14 protein-coding genes and 2 tRNA genes are annotated in these 17,735 nt (G+C 71.3%); 12 read left to right on the plus strand and 4 right to left on the minus strand.

Features of this window, described 5'->3' with window-relative positions; all coding sequences use genetic code 11:
- Positions 1–9 precede the first annotated feature (9 nt).
- From ACIP82_RS07685 to ACIP82_RS07695, 3 genes are all read left to right on the plus strand, one after another.
- The gene (locus ACIP82_RS07685) at positions 10–495 is read left to right on the plus strand and encodes a ribose-5-phosphate isomerase (protein WP_363607566.1); all 486 of its coding nucleotides are present in this window, start codon (positions 10–12) and stop codon (positions 493–495) included.
- Between the two features lie 460 nt (positions 496–955).
- On the plus strand, positions 956–2,110 hold the full coding sequence (locus ACIP82_RS07690; protein WP_363607565.1) for a PP2C family protein-serine/threonine phosphatase: 1,155 nt from the start codon (positions 956–958) through the stop codon (positions 2,108–2,110).
- 492 nt (positions 2,111–2,602) lie between these two features.
- Positions 2,603–2,797 carry a hypothetical protein gene (locus ACIP82_RS07695; RefSeq protein ID WP_363607564.1) on the plus strand — a complete coding sequence of 65 codons (195 nt, stop codon included), beginning with the start codon at positions 2,603–2,605 and terminating at the stop codon, positions 2,795–2,797.
- A 50-nt stretch (positions 2,798–2,847) separates the two neighbouring features.
- Here the strand turns inward: ACIP82_RS07695 and ACIP82_RS07700 are convergent, their stop codons facing one another.
- Positions 2,848–3,645, minus strand: coding sequence for a DUF6348 family protein (locus ACIP82_RS07700; protein ID WP_400651925.1), 798 nt, complete (start codon positions 3,643–3,645; stop codon positions 2,848–2,850).
- A gap of 186 nt (positions 3,646–3,831) precedes the next feature.
- Between ACIP82_RS07700 and ACIP82_RS07705 the strand changes: the two genes are divergently transcribed.
- Entirely contained in the window at positions 3,832–4,446 is a 615-nt protein-coding gene (locus tag ACIP82_RS07705) for a hypothetical protein (RefSeq protein WP_400651928.1), read from the plus strand.
- A 92-nt stretch (positions 4,447–4,538) separates the two neighbouring features.
- Here the strand turns inward: ACIP82_RS07705 and ACIP82_RS07710 are convergent.
- A tRNA-Gly gene (locus ACIP82_RS07710) sits at positions 4,539–4,612 on the minus strand.
- Between the two features lie 145 nt (positions 4,613–4,757).
- Between ACIP82_RS07710 and ACIP82_RS07715 the strand changes: the two genes are divergently transcribed.
- The 8 genes from ACIP82_RS07715 (at position 4,758) to ACIP82_RS07750 (ending at position 14,840) form a co-directional block, all read left to right on the plus strand.
- Positions 4,758–4,831, plus strand: a tRNA-Pro gene (locus tag ACIP82_RS07715).
- Between the two features lie 109 nt (positions 4,832–4,940).
- Positions 4,941–6,395, plus strand: coding sequence for an MDR family MFS transporter (locus ACIP82_RS07720; protein WP_363607561.1), 1,455 nt, complete (start codon positions 4,941–4,943; stop codon positions 6,393–6,395).
- A 256-nt stretch (positions 6,396–6,651) separates the two neighbouring features.
- Positions 6,652–8,064, plus strand: a complete 1,413-nt coding sequence (gene tig / locus ACIP82_RS07725) for a trigger factor (RefSeq protein WP_363607560.1) — start codon at positions 6,652–6,654, stop codon at positions 8,062–8,064.
- Positions 8,065–8,333: 269 nt separating this feature from the next.
- On the plus strand, positions 8,334–8,951 hold the full coding sequence (locus ACIP82_RS07730; RefSeq protein ID WP_305067940.1) for an ATP-dependent Clp protease proteolytic subunit: 618 nt from the start codon (positions 8,334–8,336) through the stop codon (positions 8,949–8,951).
- A 56-nt stretch (positions 8,952–9,007) separates the two neighbouring features.
- A complete protein-coding gene (locus tag ACIP82_RS07735) occupies positions 9,008–9,670 on the plus strand; it encodes an ATP-dependent Clp protease proteolytic subunit (protein WP_363607559.1) in 663 nt (220 codons plus the stop codon).
- Between the two features lie 281 nt (positions 9,671–9,951).
- Positions 9,952–11,241, plus strand: coding sequence for an ATP-dependent Clp protease ATP-binding subunit ClpX (gene clpX / locus ACIP82_RS07740; RefSeq protein ID WP_063347569.1), 1,290 nt, complete (start codon positions 9,952–9,954; stop codon positions 11,239–11,241).
- Positions 11,242–11,412: 171 nt separating this feature from the next.
- Positions 11,413–14,052 (plus strand): valine--tRNA ligase, encoded by a 2,640-nt coding sequence (locus ACIP82_RS07745; protein WP_363607558.1) that lies wholly within the window; start codon positions 11,413–11,415, stop codon positions 14,050–14,052.
- Between the two features lie 260 nt (positions 14,053–14,312).
- Positions 14,313–14,840, plus strand: a complete 528-nt coding sequence (locus ACIP82_RS07750; protein WP_400651934.1) for a hypothetical protein — start codon at positions 14,313–14,315, stop codon at positions 14,838–14,840.
- A 32-nt stretch (positions 14,841–14,872) separates the two neighbouring features.
- Here the strand turns inward: ACIP82_RS07750 and ACIP82_RS07755 are convergent, their stop codons facing one another.
- On the minus strand, positions 14,873–16,396 hold the full coding sequence (locus ACIP82_RS07755) for a glycosyl hydrolase family 18 protein (protein ID WP_363607556.1): 1,524 nt from the start codon (positions 16,394–16,396) through the stop codon (positions 14,873–14,875).
- A 169-nt stretch (positions 16,397–16,565) separates the two neighbouring features.
- Positions 16,566–17,711, minus strand: coding sequence for a non-hydrolyzing UDP-N-acetylglucosamine 2-epimerase (gene wecB, locus ACIP82_RS07760; protein ID WP_400651937.1), 1,146 nt, complete (start codon positions 17,709–17,711; stop codon positions 16,566–16,568).
- Between the last annotated feature and the right edge of the window lie 24 nt (positions 17,712–17,735).

The raw sequence follows: 17,735 nt of genomic DNA on the forward strand, positions 1-17,735 counted from the left end.
CTCATGGGCATGCGCGTGTACCTGGGCTCCGACCATGCCGGATACGAACTGAAGAACCACCTCGTGGAGTGGCTGAAGGAGGCCGGCCACGAGCCCGTCGACTGCGGGCCGCACATCTACGACGCCGCCGACGACTACCCGCCGTTCTGCCTGCGGGCCGCCGAGCGCACCGCCGCCGACCCGCAGGCGCTGGGCATCGTGATCGGTGGCTCGGGCAACGGCGAGGCGATCGCCGCCAACAAGGTCAAGGGCGTGCGGGCGGCGCTGGCCTGGAGCGAGCAGACCGCCGCGCTCGGCCGCGAGCACAACAACGCCAACGTGGTCTCCATCGGCGGCCGGATGCACACCCGGGAGGAGGCGACCAAGTTCGTCGAGGTCTTCCTCAACACCCCGTACAGCGGCGACGAGCGGCACACCCGCCGGATCGAGATGCTGAGCGACTACGAGACCACCGGCGAGCTCCCGCCCATCCCGGCCCATCACCCGCAGGGCTGATCACCCCTCCCGACTCCTTGACGGCCGGCCGCGTGTCCCCACCGCGGCCGGCCGTCGTGCGTGCGGTGGAGCGAGCGCCGGCGGCGGAGTCACCGACGCTGTCACCGCCGCCGTCACCGGCCCCGCCGACGGCTGTGTCACCGGCTGTGTCATCGGCCACAGCGCCCACGGCGCCCACTCCGCCTGGCCGGCGCGCAAACAATGGTGCGCGCGGGGCGCAGGCGCCGTCCGTGTGGTTCGTACGCCCAACCGGCGCATGCTTCCTGACGCAGCGGCTGCGACCGCCGCAATCGGCCGAAACCCGCTGACGCGCCCGCGCCACGCCGCTGCCGCCCGTGCGCGAGCCGTCGACGCCGACCCGTACCGCTGGATAGGGTCGGGCCCCATGGCTGGCAGACCGCCGGGCGCACCGCCCCAGACGACTGCGACGAGGCCCGGCGCCGCTGTGGTGTCGGACCCCGTGACGGCCCGGTTGCGCAAGAGGCTCCGCCGGGTCCGCCGAAGGCTGCGCACCGCCGGTGTCGACTACTTCCGCGGCGGCGCCGCCGACTGGCCCGTGCTCTGCGCACTGTCCCTGCTGGTCCCGCTGCTGATCCTGCTCAACATCTGGATCCCCGCCTGGGCCCCGCCCACCTCCCTGGTGCTGCCCATCCTGGCCGCCGCCCTGCTGCTTCGCCCCGGCTCCCTGGTGGTGCTGTACGCGCTGGCCGCGCTCGGCCTCTCCGCCGAGTCCGTCATCCACACCGGCCAGCGGGTCGCCAGCGAGAACCCGGACGCCTACACCTACGGCGTCACCCCCGGCGCCGCCCTGGTGGTCGGTGCGGCCGGGGTCGGCGGTCTGCTGCTGGCCCAGTTCCGCAGCCGGGTCGGCGTGCCCTGGTGGGGCGGCTCGACCATGCTCTTCGACCTGCGCGAGCGGCTGCGGGTGCAGAGCCGCGTCCCCGAGCTGCCCGCGGGCTGGCACGCCGACATGGCGCTGCGCCCGGCCGGCGGGCAGTCCTTCTCCGGGGACTTCGTGGTCGCCGCCCGGACCGGCCCCGGCCAGCGGGTGCTGGAGGTGGTCCTCGCGGACGTCTCCGGCAAGGGCATGGACGCCGGCTCCCGGGCGCTGCTGCTCTCCGGCGCCTTCGGCGGCCTGGTCGGTTCGCTGCCCGCGCACGACTTCCTCCCCGCCGCCAACGGCTACCTGCTCCGCCAGTCCTGGGAGGAGGGCTTCGCCACCGCCGTCCACCTGGTGCTCGACCTGGACACCGGTGAGTACGAGCTGCTCTCGGCCGGGCACCTGCCGGGCATGCAGCGGCTCGCGGGCGCGGGGTGCTGGGAGATCAAGGAGGCCACCGAGGGCCCGTTGCTCGGCATCTACGACGGCGCCAAGTTCGAGGGCGTCCGCGGCCGGCTGAACCGCGGTGACGTGCTGCTGCTCTGCACCGACGGCATGGTGGAGGCGCCCGGCCGGGACCTCTCCGAGGGGATGGACCGGCTGATGGGCGAGGCCGACCGGCTGGTCCCCGGCAGCGGTCCCGACGCCGGCAGCGGCGCGGCCTCCCGGCTGATCGAGACGGTCGCCCGGGACATCAACGACGACCGCGCGGTGCTGCTGCTCTGGCGTGACTGACGCCTCCTCGGCCGCCCTTGAACGGGGCACATGCCAAGGGCAGCCGCTGTCAAGCCTGGTAGCTGATCTTCAGCCATTTCCGGTCCGCCGTCAGCAGAGCGGACCAGCCTGTTCCGCTCCGGCCCGCCGGGCGTTTTCCGGCCGCTCAGCGGCGCCCCGCCGATGTTTCGTCAGAACGACTCGACTATCGTCTCGGTCGGCGGAAAGTCGTCTCGCATCGCAGGATATCGGCGTTCGACTGACAGTCAGACCTTTACGCAATCGGCACGTTCGACCACACTGAGTCCGGGCGGGACTGGTCAGGATTCGGGGGATGGGGGGCGTCACGTGCGGCAGGACAGACACCGTGCGGCCATAGCGGGCTCCCTCTCCGACCGCGACGTGTCGGACGATCCCCAATTCCGCCTCGGGACCGTCGGACAGGCCGGGGTCCGGCTTCGCAGGGGCTGCCAGCCGATGGCGTCCCGCTATGAAACGAGGAAGTGAGTCCGGGTGGCACTCTCCGTCTCCGCGCTGGTCCTGTTCGGCGTCATCTGCCTGATCTTCATCCGCAACAAGCAGCTGAAAGTCGGGCACGCCATCCTGGCCGCCCTCTTCGGCTTCATGCTCAACCAGAGCACGGCCGCCAAGCCGATCCAGGACTTCCTGAGCCAGATCGCCAAGAGCATCTCCAACATCGCCGGCTGACCGGCCGGGCCCCCGGTGGGGCCGGTGGGGGAGGGGGCCGTCCGTGCGCGTCACCGGCCGGCCCGTCTGGCCTGCCGCCAGCGGCTGAACAGTCCCCGGGGGCGCGCCGCCGCCGGGGTCCCGGGGCGGGTCGGGGCGGGCGTCAGGGCGCCCGCCGACGAGGTCTCCGGGCCCGGGTCCGCAGCGCCCGGGGCCGCCAGCAGGACGAACAGCCGGGCCCAGCAGAGCCGTTCACCACGCGGCCAGTCCAGCGCGCGCAGCGCCGCCGACGCCGCCTCCGACACCTCCCCGTTCACCCTGACCTCGGCGACGTCGTCCCCCGACTTGCCGCCGAGGAACAGCTTCACCCCGTGCAGCCTCCGGCCGGCCAGCTCCGGCAGCAGCGCGGGCGCCAGCGCGGGCAGCACCCGGTGCTCCGCCAGCCAGCCCGCCAGCCGCTCGTTGCCGAAGCCGAAGACCGCCGCCGGCCCCTGGACGGCGTGCCAGCCGGGCAGTTCGGGGTGGTCGGCGTGGTCGGCGAGCCCACCGTGCCCGTCCCGCAGCTCCACCAGCACCGAGGCGGTGGTGGTCGCCCACATCCGCACCGCGTTGGCGAGCTTCTCCTCCTCGGTCTTCCCGAGCCCCGCCGCGCAGTCCCAGACCACCGGCGCGTCGGCGCGGCCCAGGTGCAGCACGAAGCCCAGGTCGACATGGCCGGTGCCCTCGTCGCCGGGGTGCTCCCGGACGGCCACCGCGGTCGTCCCCGGGCCCCGGACCACCTCGCCGTCGGCGGTGAACTCCTGCCCGAGGCGCGCCATCTCGCGGACCACACAGCGCTGTATGACGGCCAGTCGGTCCTGGGGACGCACCGGAACTCCTTCACCTCGGGTTCGCAACGCTCTCGAACTACGGTCGAACGCCGCCGAGGCTATCGGCCCGGAGCCCCGCCGGGAAACTGTCGCGGGGTCATGACGCGGGGCCCTCCGGTCGCGGGAATGCCCTGTATGCACCATTTTGGGTAGCGGTAACCGTAGGCCACCGCCTGGAGAACCCGCATGCCCCGCACCGACCCGAGGCCGTCTCCGCTGCTCCCGCCCGCCCCGGACGGCTCCGCTCCGGACGGCTTCGGCCGGGTCGGAGCCGCTGCGGCCGGACCCGGTCCGCTCGGGCCCGGCCTGCTCGGTTCCGGCCTGGTCGCCGAGATCGAGGCGTACCTGGCCTCACTGCCCGCCCCCGCGCGCACCCCGCCGCCGTACGTCTGTCCGCTCGGCTCCGCCCTGAGCCCCTGGCACGCCGGCTGGCCGCTGCCCAGGGCCACCCTGCTCGACCGGGCGCTCCGCCGCCCGGCCCGCCCGGTGCCGGTGACCGCCGCCGACCACCTGCGGCTCGCCTCCCGCTACATCGGCGCCTTCGGCTGGGTGCAGGGCGCGATGTGGGACACCGCCGGCCGGGTCTGCCTGCTCGGCGCCCAGGCCGCGGTCCTGGCCCACGGCTACGGGACCCCGGTCACCGTCCGCATCGCCAGGGTCCAGCTGATGGAGGTGCTGCACGCCACCGGCCGTCCGGTCGCCTCCCCGGACGAGTTCAACGACCGCCCCGCGACCAGGCAGTCCGACATCCACCGGCTGCTCGACCGCGCCGCCGCCCGCGCGCTGCGACTGGGACTCTGAAGACCCGGGCGGCGTCCGGCCGGCCCTGACGGACCCTCGGGAACGCGAACGGCCCCGGGGAGACGGTGACCGTCTCCCCGGGGCCGGGCAGTTGGAGCGGGCGACGAGAATCGAACTCGCGTGACTAGTTTGGAAGACTAGGGCTCTACCATTGAGCTACGCCCGCATGATCCTCCGGCCGTCGCCGGACGGAAGGTCGGGGAACAGCGTACCTGGTCCGGTCGGCTGCGCGCACACCACATTCGTTCCAAGGGCCTCGGACATGTCGCCGAACGGGGAGGGCCCGGCGTGTACGCTTCCTCTCGGCACCACGGGGTGTGGCGCAGTTTGGTAGCGCGTCCGCTTTGGGAGCGGAAGGCCGTCGGTTCGAATCCGGTCACCCCGACAGTGTGCGGCAGGGTCTCGCCGTCGGCGGGGCCCTGTTGTCGTTTCCCCGCCCGGTCCGGCATCGTGGGTCGTTGATTTTTCACCCAAATGCTGGAGCCCCGATGAGGATGAGTCCCAAGATCGCGGTCGGAGTCGTCTTCGTCGCCTCGCTGTTCATGTCGATCATGGACACCACGATCGTCAACGTCGCGCTGCCCGCGATCGGCCGCCAGTTCGGCACCGACCCGGCCGGGGTCGGCGTGATCAACGTCGGCTACCTGGTCAGCCTGGCGGTCTTCGTCCCGCTCTCCGGCTGGCTGGGGGACCGCTTCGGCACCCGCCGGGTCTTCCTCGTCGCGCTCGCCCTGTTCACCCTCGCCTCGCTGCTCTGCGGCGCGGCCGGCTCGATGACCTCGCTCACCCTCTACCGGATCTTCCAGGGCGCGGCCGGCGGCCTGCTCACCCCGGTCGGGATGACCATGCTCTTCCGCGCCTTCCCGCAGGAGGAGCGGATGCGGGCGACCAGGATCCTGATGCTGCCGACCGCCGTCGCGCCCGCCGCGGGGCCGGTGCTCGGCGGCTGGCTGGTGGACGGCTGGTCCTGGCACTGGGTCTTCATCGTGAACGTCCCGGTCGGCATCGCCGCGCTGGTCTTCGGCCTGCTCTTCCTGCCCGACTACCGCGCCGAGCGGGCCGGCCGGTTCGACGCGGCCGGGTTCCTGCTCTCCGCGGTCGGCTTCGGCGCCGCGATGTACGCGCTCTCCGAGGGCGCGTCCGAGGGCTGGGCCAGCGCGCGGATCCTGGTGTCGGCGCTCGTCGGCCTGCTCGCGCTGGTGGCCCTGGTGGTGGTCGAACTGCGCCTCCCGGAGCCGATGCTCGACCTGCGGCTCTTCCGGGACCGGATCTTCCGCACCACCAACCTGCTCTCGCTGTTCTCCGGCGCCGCCTTCCTCGGCATGCTCTACCTCTTCCCGCTGCTGATGCAGGACGCGCTCGGCATGGACGCCCTGCACAGCGGTCTGATGGTGTTCCCCGAGGCGCTCGGCGTGATGCTCGCCTCCCAGGTGGCGAGCCGGCTCTACCCGAGGATCGGCCCGCGCCGGATCCTGGCCGCCGGTGCCGTCGTGGTGGCCGGCTGCCTCGCCCTGATGGCCGCCATCGGCCCGGACAGCAACCTCTGGGCGGTGCGCGCGCTGATGTTCGTGACCGGCTTCGCGATGGCGCACGTCTTCATGCCCTCGCAGACCGCCGCCTTCGCCACCATCACCCCGCGCTCCACCGGCGCCGCCTCCACCCTCTACAACGCGCAGCGCCAGCTCGGCTCCGCGCTCGGGGTCGCGGTGCTCGGCACCGTGCTGACCGCCGTCGGAGCCGTCACCGTGAACGCTTCGGGTACGCCTGTGGCGAACCTCGCCGCCTACCGCGCCGCCTTCCTGACCGCCGCCGGTCTGGCCCTGGCCGCGGCCGTGATCGCCTTGCTGGTAAGGGATTCCGACGCCGTCGCCACCATGCGGCAGGTACCGGCCGGGGGTACCGGGGGCCAGGTTTCGGAGCCGGCCGCGGAGCCCGCCGCGAAGGCCTGAGCGGCCGCCGGCGGCGGTGACCTGGCGTCCGCCTTTCGTGGTACCGGTAGGATGGGGCGCTGGCGGTAGTCCCTGCGGCGTCCACCCAGGTCAACCGCATGAGGGCGAGGAGTCACGCTCACCGTCCACCCCCCCCCACGGGAGATGCAGCTCCAACCGCCCATCGCCCGTCTCGCCCGACCCGCATCAACCGGCCTCGGCCGGCGGCCGGGAAGGGCGGAGGCAACCTGACCGCAAGCCCATAGGAGACCTAACCGTGAAGAGCGCCGTCGAGACTCTGAACCCGACCCGGGTTCGACTCACCGTCGAGGTGCCCTTCGAGGAGCTCAAGCCCAGCCTCGACGCGGCGTACAAGAAGATCAACCAGCAGGTCTCGGTCCCGGGCTTCCGCAAGGGCAAGATCCCGAACCGGGTCATCGACCAGCGCTTCGGCCGTGGTGCCGTGCTGGAAGAGGCTGTCAACGACGCCCTGCCGCGCTTCTACACGCAGGCCGTCGACGAGGGCAAGATCGAGGTCCTCGGCCAGCCCGACATCACCAACATCGAGGGTGTCGAGAAGATCGCCGATGGCGGCGACCTGAAGTTCACCGCCGAGGTGGACATCCGTCCGGAGATCACCCTGCCGGACTTCTCGACCATCGAGGTGACGGTCGACCCGATCGTCGTCACCGACGAGGACATCGACAAGTCGCTGGAGCAGCTGCGCGAGCGCTTCTCCTCGGTCAAGGACGTCGAGCGCGCCGCGGCCGCCGGCGACATCGTGGTCGTCGACCTGATCGCCAAGGTCGACGGTGAGGTGCCGGAGGACGGCACCGCCAACGGCGTCAGCTACGAGATCGGCTCGGGCCGCCTGATCGACGGCATCGACGACGCCGTCGTGGGCCTGGAGGCCGGTGGCACCGCCACCTTCGAGACCGAGCTCAAGGGCGGCACCCAGGCGGGCAAGACCTCCGAGGTCACCGTCACCGTCACCGCCGTCCAGGAGAAGGAGCTGCCGGAGCTGGACGACGAGTTCGCCCAGCTGGCCAGCGAGTTCGACACCCTGGACGAGCTGCGCGCCGACTCCCGCAAGCGCCTCGAGCGCATGAAGGAGTACGACCAGGCCACCCAGGCCCAGGAGAAGGTCCTGGACGCGCTGCTGGCGCTGGTCGAGATCGAGTTCCCGGAGAAGCTCCTCAAGGACGAGATCGAGACCCGCAAGCACAACCTCGAGCACCACCAGTTGGAGCCGATGGGCCTCGACCTCGCCTCGTACCTGGAGACCCAGGGCAAGACCGAGGAGGAGTTCCTGGCGGAGACCGAGGAGCAGGCGAAGAAGGGCATCAAGACCCAGTTCGTCCTGGACCAGATCGTCGCCGACGAGGAGCTGGGTGTTAACCAGGAGGAGCTCACCGAGCACCTCATCCGCCGCGCCGCCGGCTCGGGCCTGACCCCGGACCAGTTCGCGCAGCAGGTCGTCCAGGGTGGCCAGGTGCCGCTGCTGGTCGGCGAGGTCGCCCGCGGCAAGGCGCTCGCCACCGTGGTCGAGGCCGCCAAGGTCGTCGACACCGAGGGCAACGTCGTCGACTTCGCGGACGACGAGGAGACCGACGAGTCCGGCGAGACCGTCGAGGCCGCCGCCGAGACCCCGGCCGTCGAGGCCGAGGCCGAGGAGAAGACCGAGGCCTGATCGCCCCGGTCGCCCTGACGTGACAGCGGGCCCGGACGCCGTACGTGGTGTCCGGGCCCGCTGTGCGTTCCCCCGGGGCGCCGCGCGGACCCTGCGCTCACAGCGAACAGTTCTGCGTGAGGGATTCTGCGGCCCGGCCTGCGCGTTAGGGTCCTTGGACAGCAACAATCACGACGTGATACCCGGAAGCTGTGCGACAGCGTGACGGCCGTGGAGCGACCGTCCAAAACGACTGAGCAGGTGGCTAAGTGACGTTCCCGCAGATGCAGATGCCTGGCCCGATGGCGCCGCACGCCGCCTCTGGTGACGTGCTCGGCGGCCTGGGGGACCAGGTCTACAACCGGCTGCTCAACGAGCGGATCATCTTCCTCGGCCAGCAGGTCGACGACGACATCGCCAACAAGATCACCGCCCAGCTGCTGCTGCTGGCCGCGGACCCGGACAAGGACATCTTCCTTTACATCAACTCCCCGGGCGGCTCGATCTCGGCCGGCATGGCGATCTACGACACCATGCAGTACATCAAGAACGACGTCGTCACCATCGCGATGGGCATGGCCGCCTCGATGGGCCAGTTCCTGCTGACCGCCGGCGCCAAGGGCAAGCGCTTCTCGCTGCCGAACGCCAACATCCTGATGCACCAGCCGTCCGCCGGCCTCGGCGGTTCGGCCACCGACATCCGCATCCAGGCCGAGCAGCTGCTCCGCACCAAGAAGCGGATGTCCGAGCTGATCGCCTTCCACAGCGGCCAGTCCTTCGAGCAGATCACCGCGGACTCCGACCGCGACCGCTGGTTCACGCCCGAGGAGGCCCTGGAGTACGGCCTGATCGACGCGATCATGCACAGCGCCGCGGACGTCCCCGGCGGCGGCGGCACCGGCGCCTGAGCCTCGGCCCGGCCGACGAGACCACAGCCACAACGCTCCGGAGGACAAGAACCCCCATGAACATCCCCAGCCTCTCCAGCGCCAAGTCGCGCGTCGAGGACATGCGTGCCGAGGGCCGCTACATCGTTCCGCGCTTCGTCGAGCGCACCTCGCAGGGCGTCCGTGAGTACGACCCCTACGCGAAGCTGTTCGAGGAGCGCATCATCTTCCTCGGCTCGCAGGTGGACGACGTCTCCGCGAACGACATCATGGCGCAGCTGCTGTGCCTGGAGTCGATGGACCCGGACCGCGAGATCCAGATGTACATCAACTCGCCCGGCGGTTCGTTCACGGCCCTGACGGCCATCTACGACACCATGCAGTACGTGAAGCCGGACATCACCACCGTCTGCATGGGCCAGGCGGCCTCCGCGGCGGCCGTGCTGCTCGCGGCCGGCACCCCCGGCAAGCGGATGGCGCTGCCGAACGCCCGGATCCTGATCCACCAGCCGTACACCGAGACCGGCCGCGGCCAGGTCTCCGACCTGGAGATCCAGGCCAAGGAGATCTTCCGGATGCGCGAGCAGCTGGAGGAGATGCTCTCCAAGCACTCCAAGAAGCCGGTGGAGCAGGTGCGCGACGACATCGAGCGCGACAAGATCCTCACCGCCGAGGAAGCCCTCGAGTACGGTCTGATCGACCAGATCATCTCCACCCGCAAGTCCTCGCTGACCTCCTGAGGCCGGCACCTTCCCTCCTGGCCCGCCATCGGGCGGGAGGGGTCCAGGGGCGGGGCGCGCAAGCCGTTGCGCGCCCCGCCTCCGGCACACCGGCGGCATCGGTGTCGGCATCTGTTCGGTATCAATTCGCCCAGGGCGTAGGGCAGACCTGGCGAAGAGGACGGAATCAGGGGCCCGGCAGAGTACCGTCGGATAGCGAGACCGATCGCCGACGGCGTTGACGGTCCACAGCACCAGGCCCCGGAACCCCCGCGGGGCCCCTGGCGAAGGGGAAGCACCTCGTGGCACGCATCGGAGACGGTGGCGACCTGCTCAAGTGCTCGTTCTGCGGCAAGTCGCAGAAGCAGGTGAAGAAGCTGATCGCCGGCCCAGGCGTGTACATCTGCGACGAGTGCATCGACCTGTGCAACGAGATCATCGAGGAGGAGCTCGCCGAGACCTCCGAGGTGCGTTTCGAGGAGCTTCCGAAGCCGCGCGAGATCTACGAGTTCCTGGACCAGTACGTGGTCGGCCAGGACCTCGCCAAGAAGGCGCTGTCGGTGGCCGTCTACAACCACTACAAGCGTGTCCAGGCCGGCGAGGCGGGCCGCAGCGGCGGCAACGGCCGTGAGGACGCCATCGAGCTGGCGAAGTCCAACATCCTGCTGCTCGGGCCGACCGGCTCCGGCAAGACGCTGCTGGCGCAGACGCTGGCCCGGATGCTGAACGTGCCGTTCGCGATCGCCGACGCCACCGCGCTGACCGAGGCCGGGTACGTCGGCGAGGACGTCGAGAACATCCTGCTGAAGCTGATCCAGGCGGCCGACTACGACGTCAAGAAGGCCGAGACCGGGATCATCTACATCGACGAGATCGACAAGGTCGCCCGCAAGAGCGAGAACCCGTCGATCACCCGGGACGTCTCCGGCGAGGGCGTGCAGCAGGCGCTGCTGAAGATCCTGGAGGGCACCACCGCCTCGGTGCCGCCGCAGGGCGGGCGCAAGCACCCGCACCAGGAGTTCATCCAGATCGACACCACCAACGTGCTGTTCATCGTGGGCGGTGCGTTCGCCGGCCTGGAGCGGATCATCGAGGGCCGGGCGGGTGCCAAGGGCATCGGCTTCGGCGCCAACATCCGCTCCAAGCGGGAGTCGGACGCCAGCGACCACTTCCGTCAGGTGATGCCGGAGGACCTGGTCAAGTTCGGCATGATCCCGGAGTTCATCGGCCGGCTGCCGGTGATCACCAGCGTGCACAACCTGGACCGCGAGGCGCTGCTGCAGATCCTCACCGAGCCGAAGAACGCGCTGGTCAAGCAGTACCGCAAGCTCTTCGAACTGGACGGCGTGGAGCTGGAGTTCTCCCGGGACGCACTGGAGGCCATCGCCGACCAGGCGATCCTGCGCGGCACCGGCGCGCGCGGGCTGCGGGCCATCATGGAGGAGGTGCTGATGTCCGTGATGTACGAGGTCCCCTCGCGCCAGGACGTCGCCCGCGTGGTGGTCACCGGGGACGTCGTCTCCAAGCACGCCATCCCGACCCTCGTCCCGCGCGACATGATCAAGCGGGAGCGGCGCGAGAAGAGCGCCTGACCCGAGTCTGACGGAAGAGCCCCGCACCGGCCGGTGCGGGGCTCTTGCCGTGCGGGGAGGGCCACTTGGCGACGACCGCGGTGTCCCCGGCGGCGGACCGGCCGGACGCGCGGAGTCCGCCGGGTGAAAGCGGTTCGTAACCCGCCCCCCCGGTTACGTAAACTGTGCGTCGTGACCGACACGACGAACCAGCGCCCCGCGAGCACTCACGCCGGGGACGACGCAGCCACCCTCCCGACGACCTACGCCCCGGCGGAGGTAGAGGGCGAGCTGTACGAGCGCTGGGTGGACCGGGGCTACTTCACCGCCGACGCCAAGAGCGACAAGCCCCCGTACACCATCGTCATCCCGCCGCCGAACGTCACCGGCGCCCTGCACCTGGGCCACGCCTTCCAGCACACGCTGATGGACGCGCTGACCCGCCGCAAGCGGATGCAGGGCTACGAGACGCTCTGGCTGCCGGGCATGGACCACGCCGGCATCGCCACCCAGAACAAGGTCGAGCAGCAGCTCGCCGAGTCCGGCCTCTCCCGCCACGACCTGGGCCGCGAGGCCTTCGTCGAGAAGGTCTGGGAGTGGAAGGCGAACTACGGCGGCCGGATCCTCGGCCAGATGCGCCGCCTCGGCGACGGCGTGGACTGGTCGCGCGAGCGCTTCACCATGGACGAGGGCCTCTCCCAGGCCGTCCAGACCATCTTCAAGCGGCTCTTCGACGACGGCCTGATCTACCGGGCCGAGCGCATCATCAACTGGTGCCCGCGCTGCCTCACCGCGCTCTCCGACATCGAGGTGGAGCACGAGGAGGTCCCCGGCGAGCTGGTCTCGATCCGCTACGGGGAGGGCGAGGACTCGATCGTCGTCGCCACCACCCGGGCCGAGACGATGCTCGGCGACACCGCGGTCGCGGTCCACCCCGAGGACGAGCGGTACCGCCACCTGATCGGCCGGACCATCAAGCTGCCGCTGACCGACCGGGAGATCCCGGTCGTCGCCGACGAGCACGTCGACCCGGAGTTCGGCACCGGCGCCGTCAAGGTGACCCCGGCGCACGACCCGAACGACTTCGCCATCGGCCAGCGCCACGACCTGCCGTCGCTGGCCGTGATGGACGAGCGCGGCCTGATCACCGTGCACGGGCCGTTCCTCGGCCTGGACCGCCTGGAGGCCCGCTCGGCCGTGGTCGGCGCGCTGCGCGAGCAGGGCCGGATCGTCGCCGAGAAGCGTCCGTACATGCACGCCGTCGGCCACTGCTCGCGCTGCCACACGGTGGTCGAGCCGCGGCTGTCGCTGCAGTGGTGGGTCAAGGTCGCCCCGCTGGCGAAGGCCGCCGGCGACGCGGTGCGCGACGGCAAGGTGGAGATCCACCCGAAGGGCCTGGAGGGCCGCTACTTCGACTGGGTCGACAACATGTACGACTGGTGCATCTCGCGCCAGCTCTGGTGGGGCCACCGGATCCCGGTCTGGTACGGCCCCGAGGGCCAGGTCGTCTGCGTCGGCCCGAACGAGGAGCCGCCGAGCGGCGAGGGCTGGCACCAGGACCCGGACGTCCTGGACACCTGGTTCTCCTCCGGCCTCTGGCCGTTCTCCACCCTCGGCTGGCCCGAGCAGACCCCGGACCTGGAGAAGTTCTACTCCACCGACGTCCTGGTCACCGGCCACGACATCATCTTCTTCTGGGTCGCCCGGATGATGATGTTCGGCCTGTACGCGATGGACGGCCAGGCGCCGTTCAAGACCGTCGCGCTGACCGGCCTGGTCCGTGACGAGTTCGGCAAGAAGATGTCCAAGTCCTCCGGCACCGCCGTGGACCCGCTGGACTGGATGGACGCCTACGGCGCCGACGCCGTCCGCTTCACCCTGGCCCGCGGTGCCAACCCGGGCGCCGACGTGCCGATCGGCGAGGACTGGGTCAAGGGCGCGCGCAACTTCTGCAACAAGATCTGGAACGCGACCCGCTTCGCGCTGATGAACGGCGCCACCGTCGAGGGCCCGCTGCCCGCGCCGGAGGAGCTGACCGCGGCCGACCGCTGGATCCTGTCGCGGCTGAACGCCACCGTCGCCGAGGTGGACGCGCTCTACGACGACTACGAGTTCGCCAAGGTCTCCGACGCCCTCTACCACTTCGCCTGGGACGAGGTCTTCGACTGGTACGTCGAGCTCTCCAAGACCACCCTGGCCAAGGGCGGCGCGCAGGCCGATGCCTCGCGCCGGGTGCTGGGCGAGGTCCTGGACCTCACCCTGCGGCTGCTGCACCCGGTCGTCCCGTTCGTCACCGACACCCTGTGGACCACGCTCACCGGCGCCGAGTCCCTGGTGATCGCCGAGTGGCCGAAGGACAGCGGCTACCGGGACACCGCCGCCGAGGCGGAGATCGCCACGCTCCAGCAGGTGGTCACCGAGGTCCGCCGGTTCCGCTCGGACCAGGGCCTGCAGCCCGCGCAGAAGGTCCCGGCCGAGCTTGGCCTGGCCGGCACCGTGCTCGCCGTCCACGAGGACGCGATCCGTTCGCTGCTGCGGCTGACCGTCCCGGGCGAGGGCTTCACGGCCACCGCCTCGCTCCCGGTCGCCGGCGCCACCGTGGCGCTGGACCTCTCCGGCACCATCGACGTCGCGGCGGAGCGCAAGCGTCTCGCCAAGGACCTCGCGGCCGCCGAGAAGGAGAAGACCCAGACCACGGCCAAGCTCGGCAACGAGGCGTTCCTCGCCAAGGCGCCGGACGACGTGGTCGCCAAGATCCGTGCCCGCCAGGAGGCCGCCGAGGCCGACATCGCCCGGATCACCGCCCAGCTCGCGGCGCTGCCGCAGGCCTGACCGGCCGACGGCTCACCAGGGCCGCATCCCGCCTCGGCGGGGTGCGGCCCCTCGCCATTTCCCGCCACCCGTTAATCCGTCGTCCTAATAGCCCAATCACATTGCTCCCTTCCGGCGAATATTCATCCCGGACCGGGTGAGGTCCTATTCCGTCCGAATTCATTCGGGTCTTGCCCGCGCGCGTTCGCGGAAGTTCACAGGTCGGATGTGTACGGTGTGCAGGAGTTCCGCAGAGCCGATGACCGACGGGAGGGTATGGCGTGGTGGTGACCGAGGAGTTGGCCGACGAACTGTCTGCTGAGGCGGTCGAGGAGGCCAAGGCCAGGGCGGCGACGCTGCTGCTCGCGTTTCGACACGGAAACCAGCTCGCGTTCGACTACGCGCTGGACCGGCTCTTCGAGGAGCACGCGGAACGCGAGGTGACCACCCTGCTGGCCTGGATCGCCGCCGAGGCGGTGCGCAAGGCGTACGCGCCCGAGGTCGGGGACCGGGTCCTGCACGCGATGGCCCGGCGGGCCCCGGCCGACACCGGCGGGGTGGCCGTGGACGAGGAGACCGCCGACGCGGCCCGGCTGATCGAGGCCGTCGCGGCCGGTGAGGTGGCCGAGGTCCGCGGCCTGGTGTCCACCACCGCCGACACCACCTTCCTGCTCGGCGGCCTGCTCCAGGGCGTCGCGATGATGCTGCCGCTGCTGCCCGAGGGCGAGCTGGCCGAGATCACCGCCGAGCTGCGCCGCCGGCACTGCGGTCCGTGCCCCGAGATTCCGGAGGCCCGGGCCGGGGTCTGAACCCCGGCCCGGGCCCCGGTCCAGCCCGGCGCCTACGGCATCGCGTGCAGATGTCCGCCGATGCTGCTCGCGATCGATCCGCCCGCCGCGGCGTCCCAGTTGGTCGACCAGGTCATCGCCCCGCCGATCCCCGGCCAGGTGGTGTCGGGCCTGAAGCTCCCGCAGTTGGTGCCGGCGGCCAGGCAGTCCAGCGCGTTGTTGACCACGCTCGGGCTGACGTAACCGCCGCCCGCCGCGCTGGTGGAGGCCGGGACGCCGAGGCCGACCTGGTCGGGCCGGAGCCCGCCCTTGAGCTGGATGCAGGCCAGCCCGGTCAGGAAGTTCTCCGAGCCCTGGGAGTAGACGCCGCCGTCGCAGCCGAGCATGGCGCCGGAGTTGTAGTACTGCATATTGGCGATGGTGAGGATGTCCTTCACGTTCAGCGCCAGCTTGAAGTACTCCATGCCGGTCGACTGCATGTCGATGGTCTGCGGCGCCATGGTGAGGATGAATCCCTTGCCCGCCTTCGCGGCCACCGAGTGCAGCGCCTGGCCCATGTAGGTGGCGTTGATGCCGTTCTCCAGGTCGATGTCGACCCCGTCGAAGCCGTAGGTCTGCATCAGCGACCAGACGCTGTTGGCGAAGGTGGTGGCCGAGGCGGAGCTGTTCACCGAGACGGTGCCGTCCTGGCCGCCGACCGAGATGACCACCTTCTTGCCGGCCGCCCGCTTGGCCGCGATGTCGGCCTTGAACTGGGCCTCGGTGTAGCCGCCGAGCCGGGAGGAGAGCTTGCCGTCCACGGCGAAGCTCAGCCCGCCGGGTGTGCCGGTGGCGTTGGCGAAGGCGACCGCGATGATGTCGTACGCGGCCGGGACATCGCTGATCCGCTGCACGGTGGCGCCGTTGTCGAAGTTCTGCCAGTAACCGGTCAGCAGGTGCTTGGGCAGACCGGGCCGGTCCGTCGGGGTGTCCGTCGGGGTCGGGCTGGGCGAGTCCGTCGGGGTGTCGGTGGGGGTCGGTGTGTCGGTCGGCGTGGGCTTGGGGTCACCGGGACCGATCAGCGAGATGTCGTCGGCCAGATAGGCGGGCTGGCCGTACCAGCCGTGCAGGTAGACGGTGACGCTGGTGGTGGTGGCACCGGTGGTGAAGGTGGTGGCGAGCCTGGACCAGCTCGCCGAGTTGGTCCAGGTGCCCGGGTCCGCGGCCGCGCCGGTGCCGCGGGCACCGAGGTAGACGTAGGAACCCTGCACCCAGGCGCTCAGCGAGTACGTCGACGACGGCTTCACCGTGACGGTCTGGGTGCACTCGCCGGTGTCGCCCGCACCCGGGGTGGCGCGCAGCGCGTACGAGCCGGAGTGGACGGTGGTGGTCTGGGCCGTGCTGCCGGTGGGGCAGGTCCAGCCGCCGAGGTGGCTGGTGGCCTCGAAGCCGCCGTTCTCGATCAGGTCGACGTCGGCGCTCGGTGCACCGGAGGCACCGGTGGTGAGGACCAGGCCGCTCAGGCCCAGCGCGATCGCGCCGGCTCCGGCGAGCAGGGTGTGGACGGCGCGTGGGCGCCGGTGTCGGGCAGGTGGCATGACTCCATCTCCTGTGGGGGGAGGCCGTCGGCTCGCGTGGGGGCGGGCCGTCCGGGTGTCGATGGTGCGCGTGCGGGAGCTACCGACAAATCAAGTCCCTGTCGGGGAAGGAGACTTGCCTCACAAGGTGGAGTAGACCAATCCGGCTGTCAAGAGGACCTTGGCGGGCTCAGGCCGCGAGCGCCCCGGCTGCCCCGGCCGGTTCGGCGGCTCGGGCCAGCCGCGTGGTCAGCCGGGCGATGCGGGCCGAGGCCAGTCCGTCCCCGTACGGGCTGGGGGTGGCCGCCAGCCGGGCGAGCCGCTCGGGGGCGTCCGCGAGCCAGGCCCGGGTCAGTTCGCCGAACTCCTCGCCGGGCCGTACCAGGGCGGCGAAGCCGGCCTCCACGGCCTCCGGCCGTTCGGTCGAGCGGCGCACCACCAGCAGCGGACGGCCCAGGACGGTGCACTCCTCCTGCACCCCACCGGAGTCCGAGACCAGCAGCGCGGCGTGCCGGGCCAGGCCCAGGAACTCCGCGTACCCGACCGGCTCGGTGACGGCGATCCGCTCCAGCAGCCCGTCGAGCGCGAACCGCTCGACGGCGGCGCGGGTGCGCGGGTGCATCGGGAACAGCACCGGAGTGCCGGCCCGGGCGGTCCGGTCCAGCTCGGCGAGCACCGCGCCGAGGGCCTCGGCGGTGTCGGTGTTCTCCGGCCGGTGGACGGTGGCCAGCACATAGCCGTCCGAGCGCAGCCCGTGCGCGGCGAGCAGCCGGGCCCGCCCGGCCTCGTCGGGCAGCTGCCGCCGGACCACCTCGACGACGGTGTTGCCGGTGACGGCGATCCGCTCCTCGGGCAGCGACTCGGCGCGCAGGTTGGCCGCGTTCTCCCGGGTGGCGGCGCAGAGCAGGTCGGAGACATGATCGACCATCACCCGGTTGTGCTCCTCGGGCATCGCCCGGTCGAAGCTGCGCAGCCCGGCCTCGACGTGCACCAGCGGGATCTCGCGGGCGTTGGCGGCGAGCGCCCCGGCCAGGGTGGCGTTGGTGTCGCCCTGGACGACCACGGCGGCCGGGCGGTTCTCGGCGAACGCCGCGTCCAGCTGGCCGAGCGACTGGGCGATCTGCCCGGCGCGCGGGCGGCCGCCGACGCCGGTCAGCAGCTCGGGCCGGGGCAGGCCGAGGTCGCGCAGGAAGCGGCCGGACATCGCCTCGTCCCAGTGCTGGCCGGTGTGCACCAGCCGGGTGGCGTCCCCGAGTTCGTGGATCAGCGGGGCGAGCTTGACCAGTTCGGGGCGGGTGCCGAGGACGACGGCGACGCTGGCGGGGGGAAGGCACATGCTCACGGGGTGACTCCGGTGGTT

The organism is Kitasatospora sp. NPDC088548 (genome assembly GCF_044753005.1).
GTDB lineage: Bacteria > Actinomycetota > Actinomycetes > Streptomycetales > Streptomycetaceae > Kitasatospora.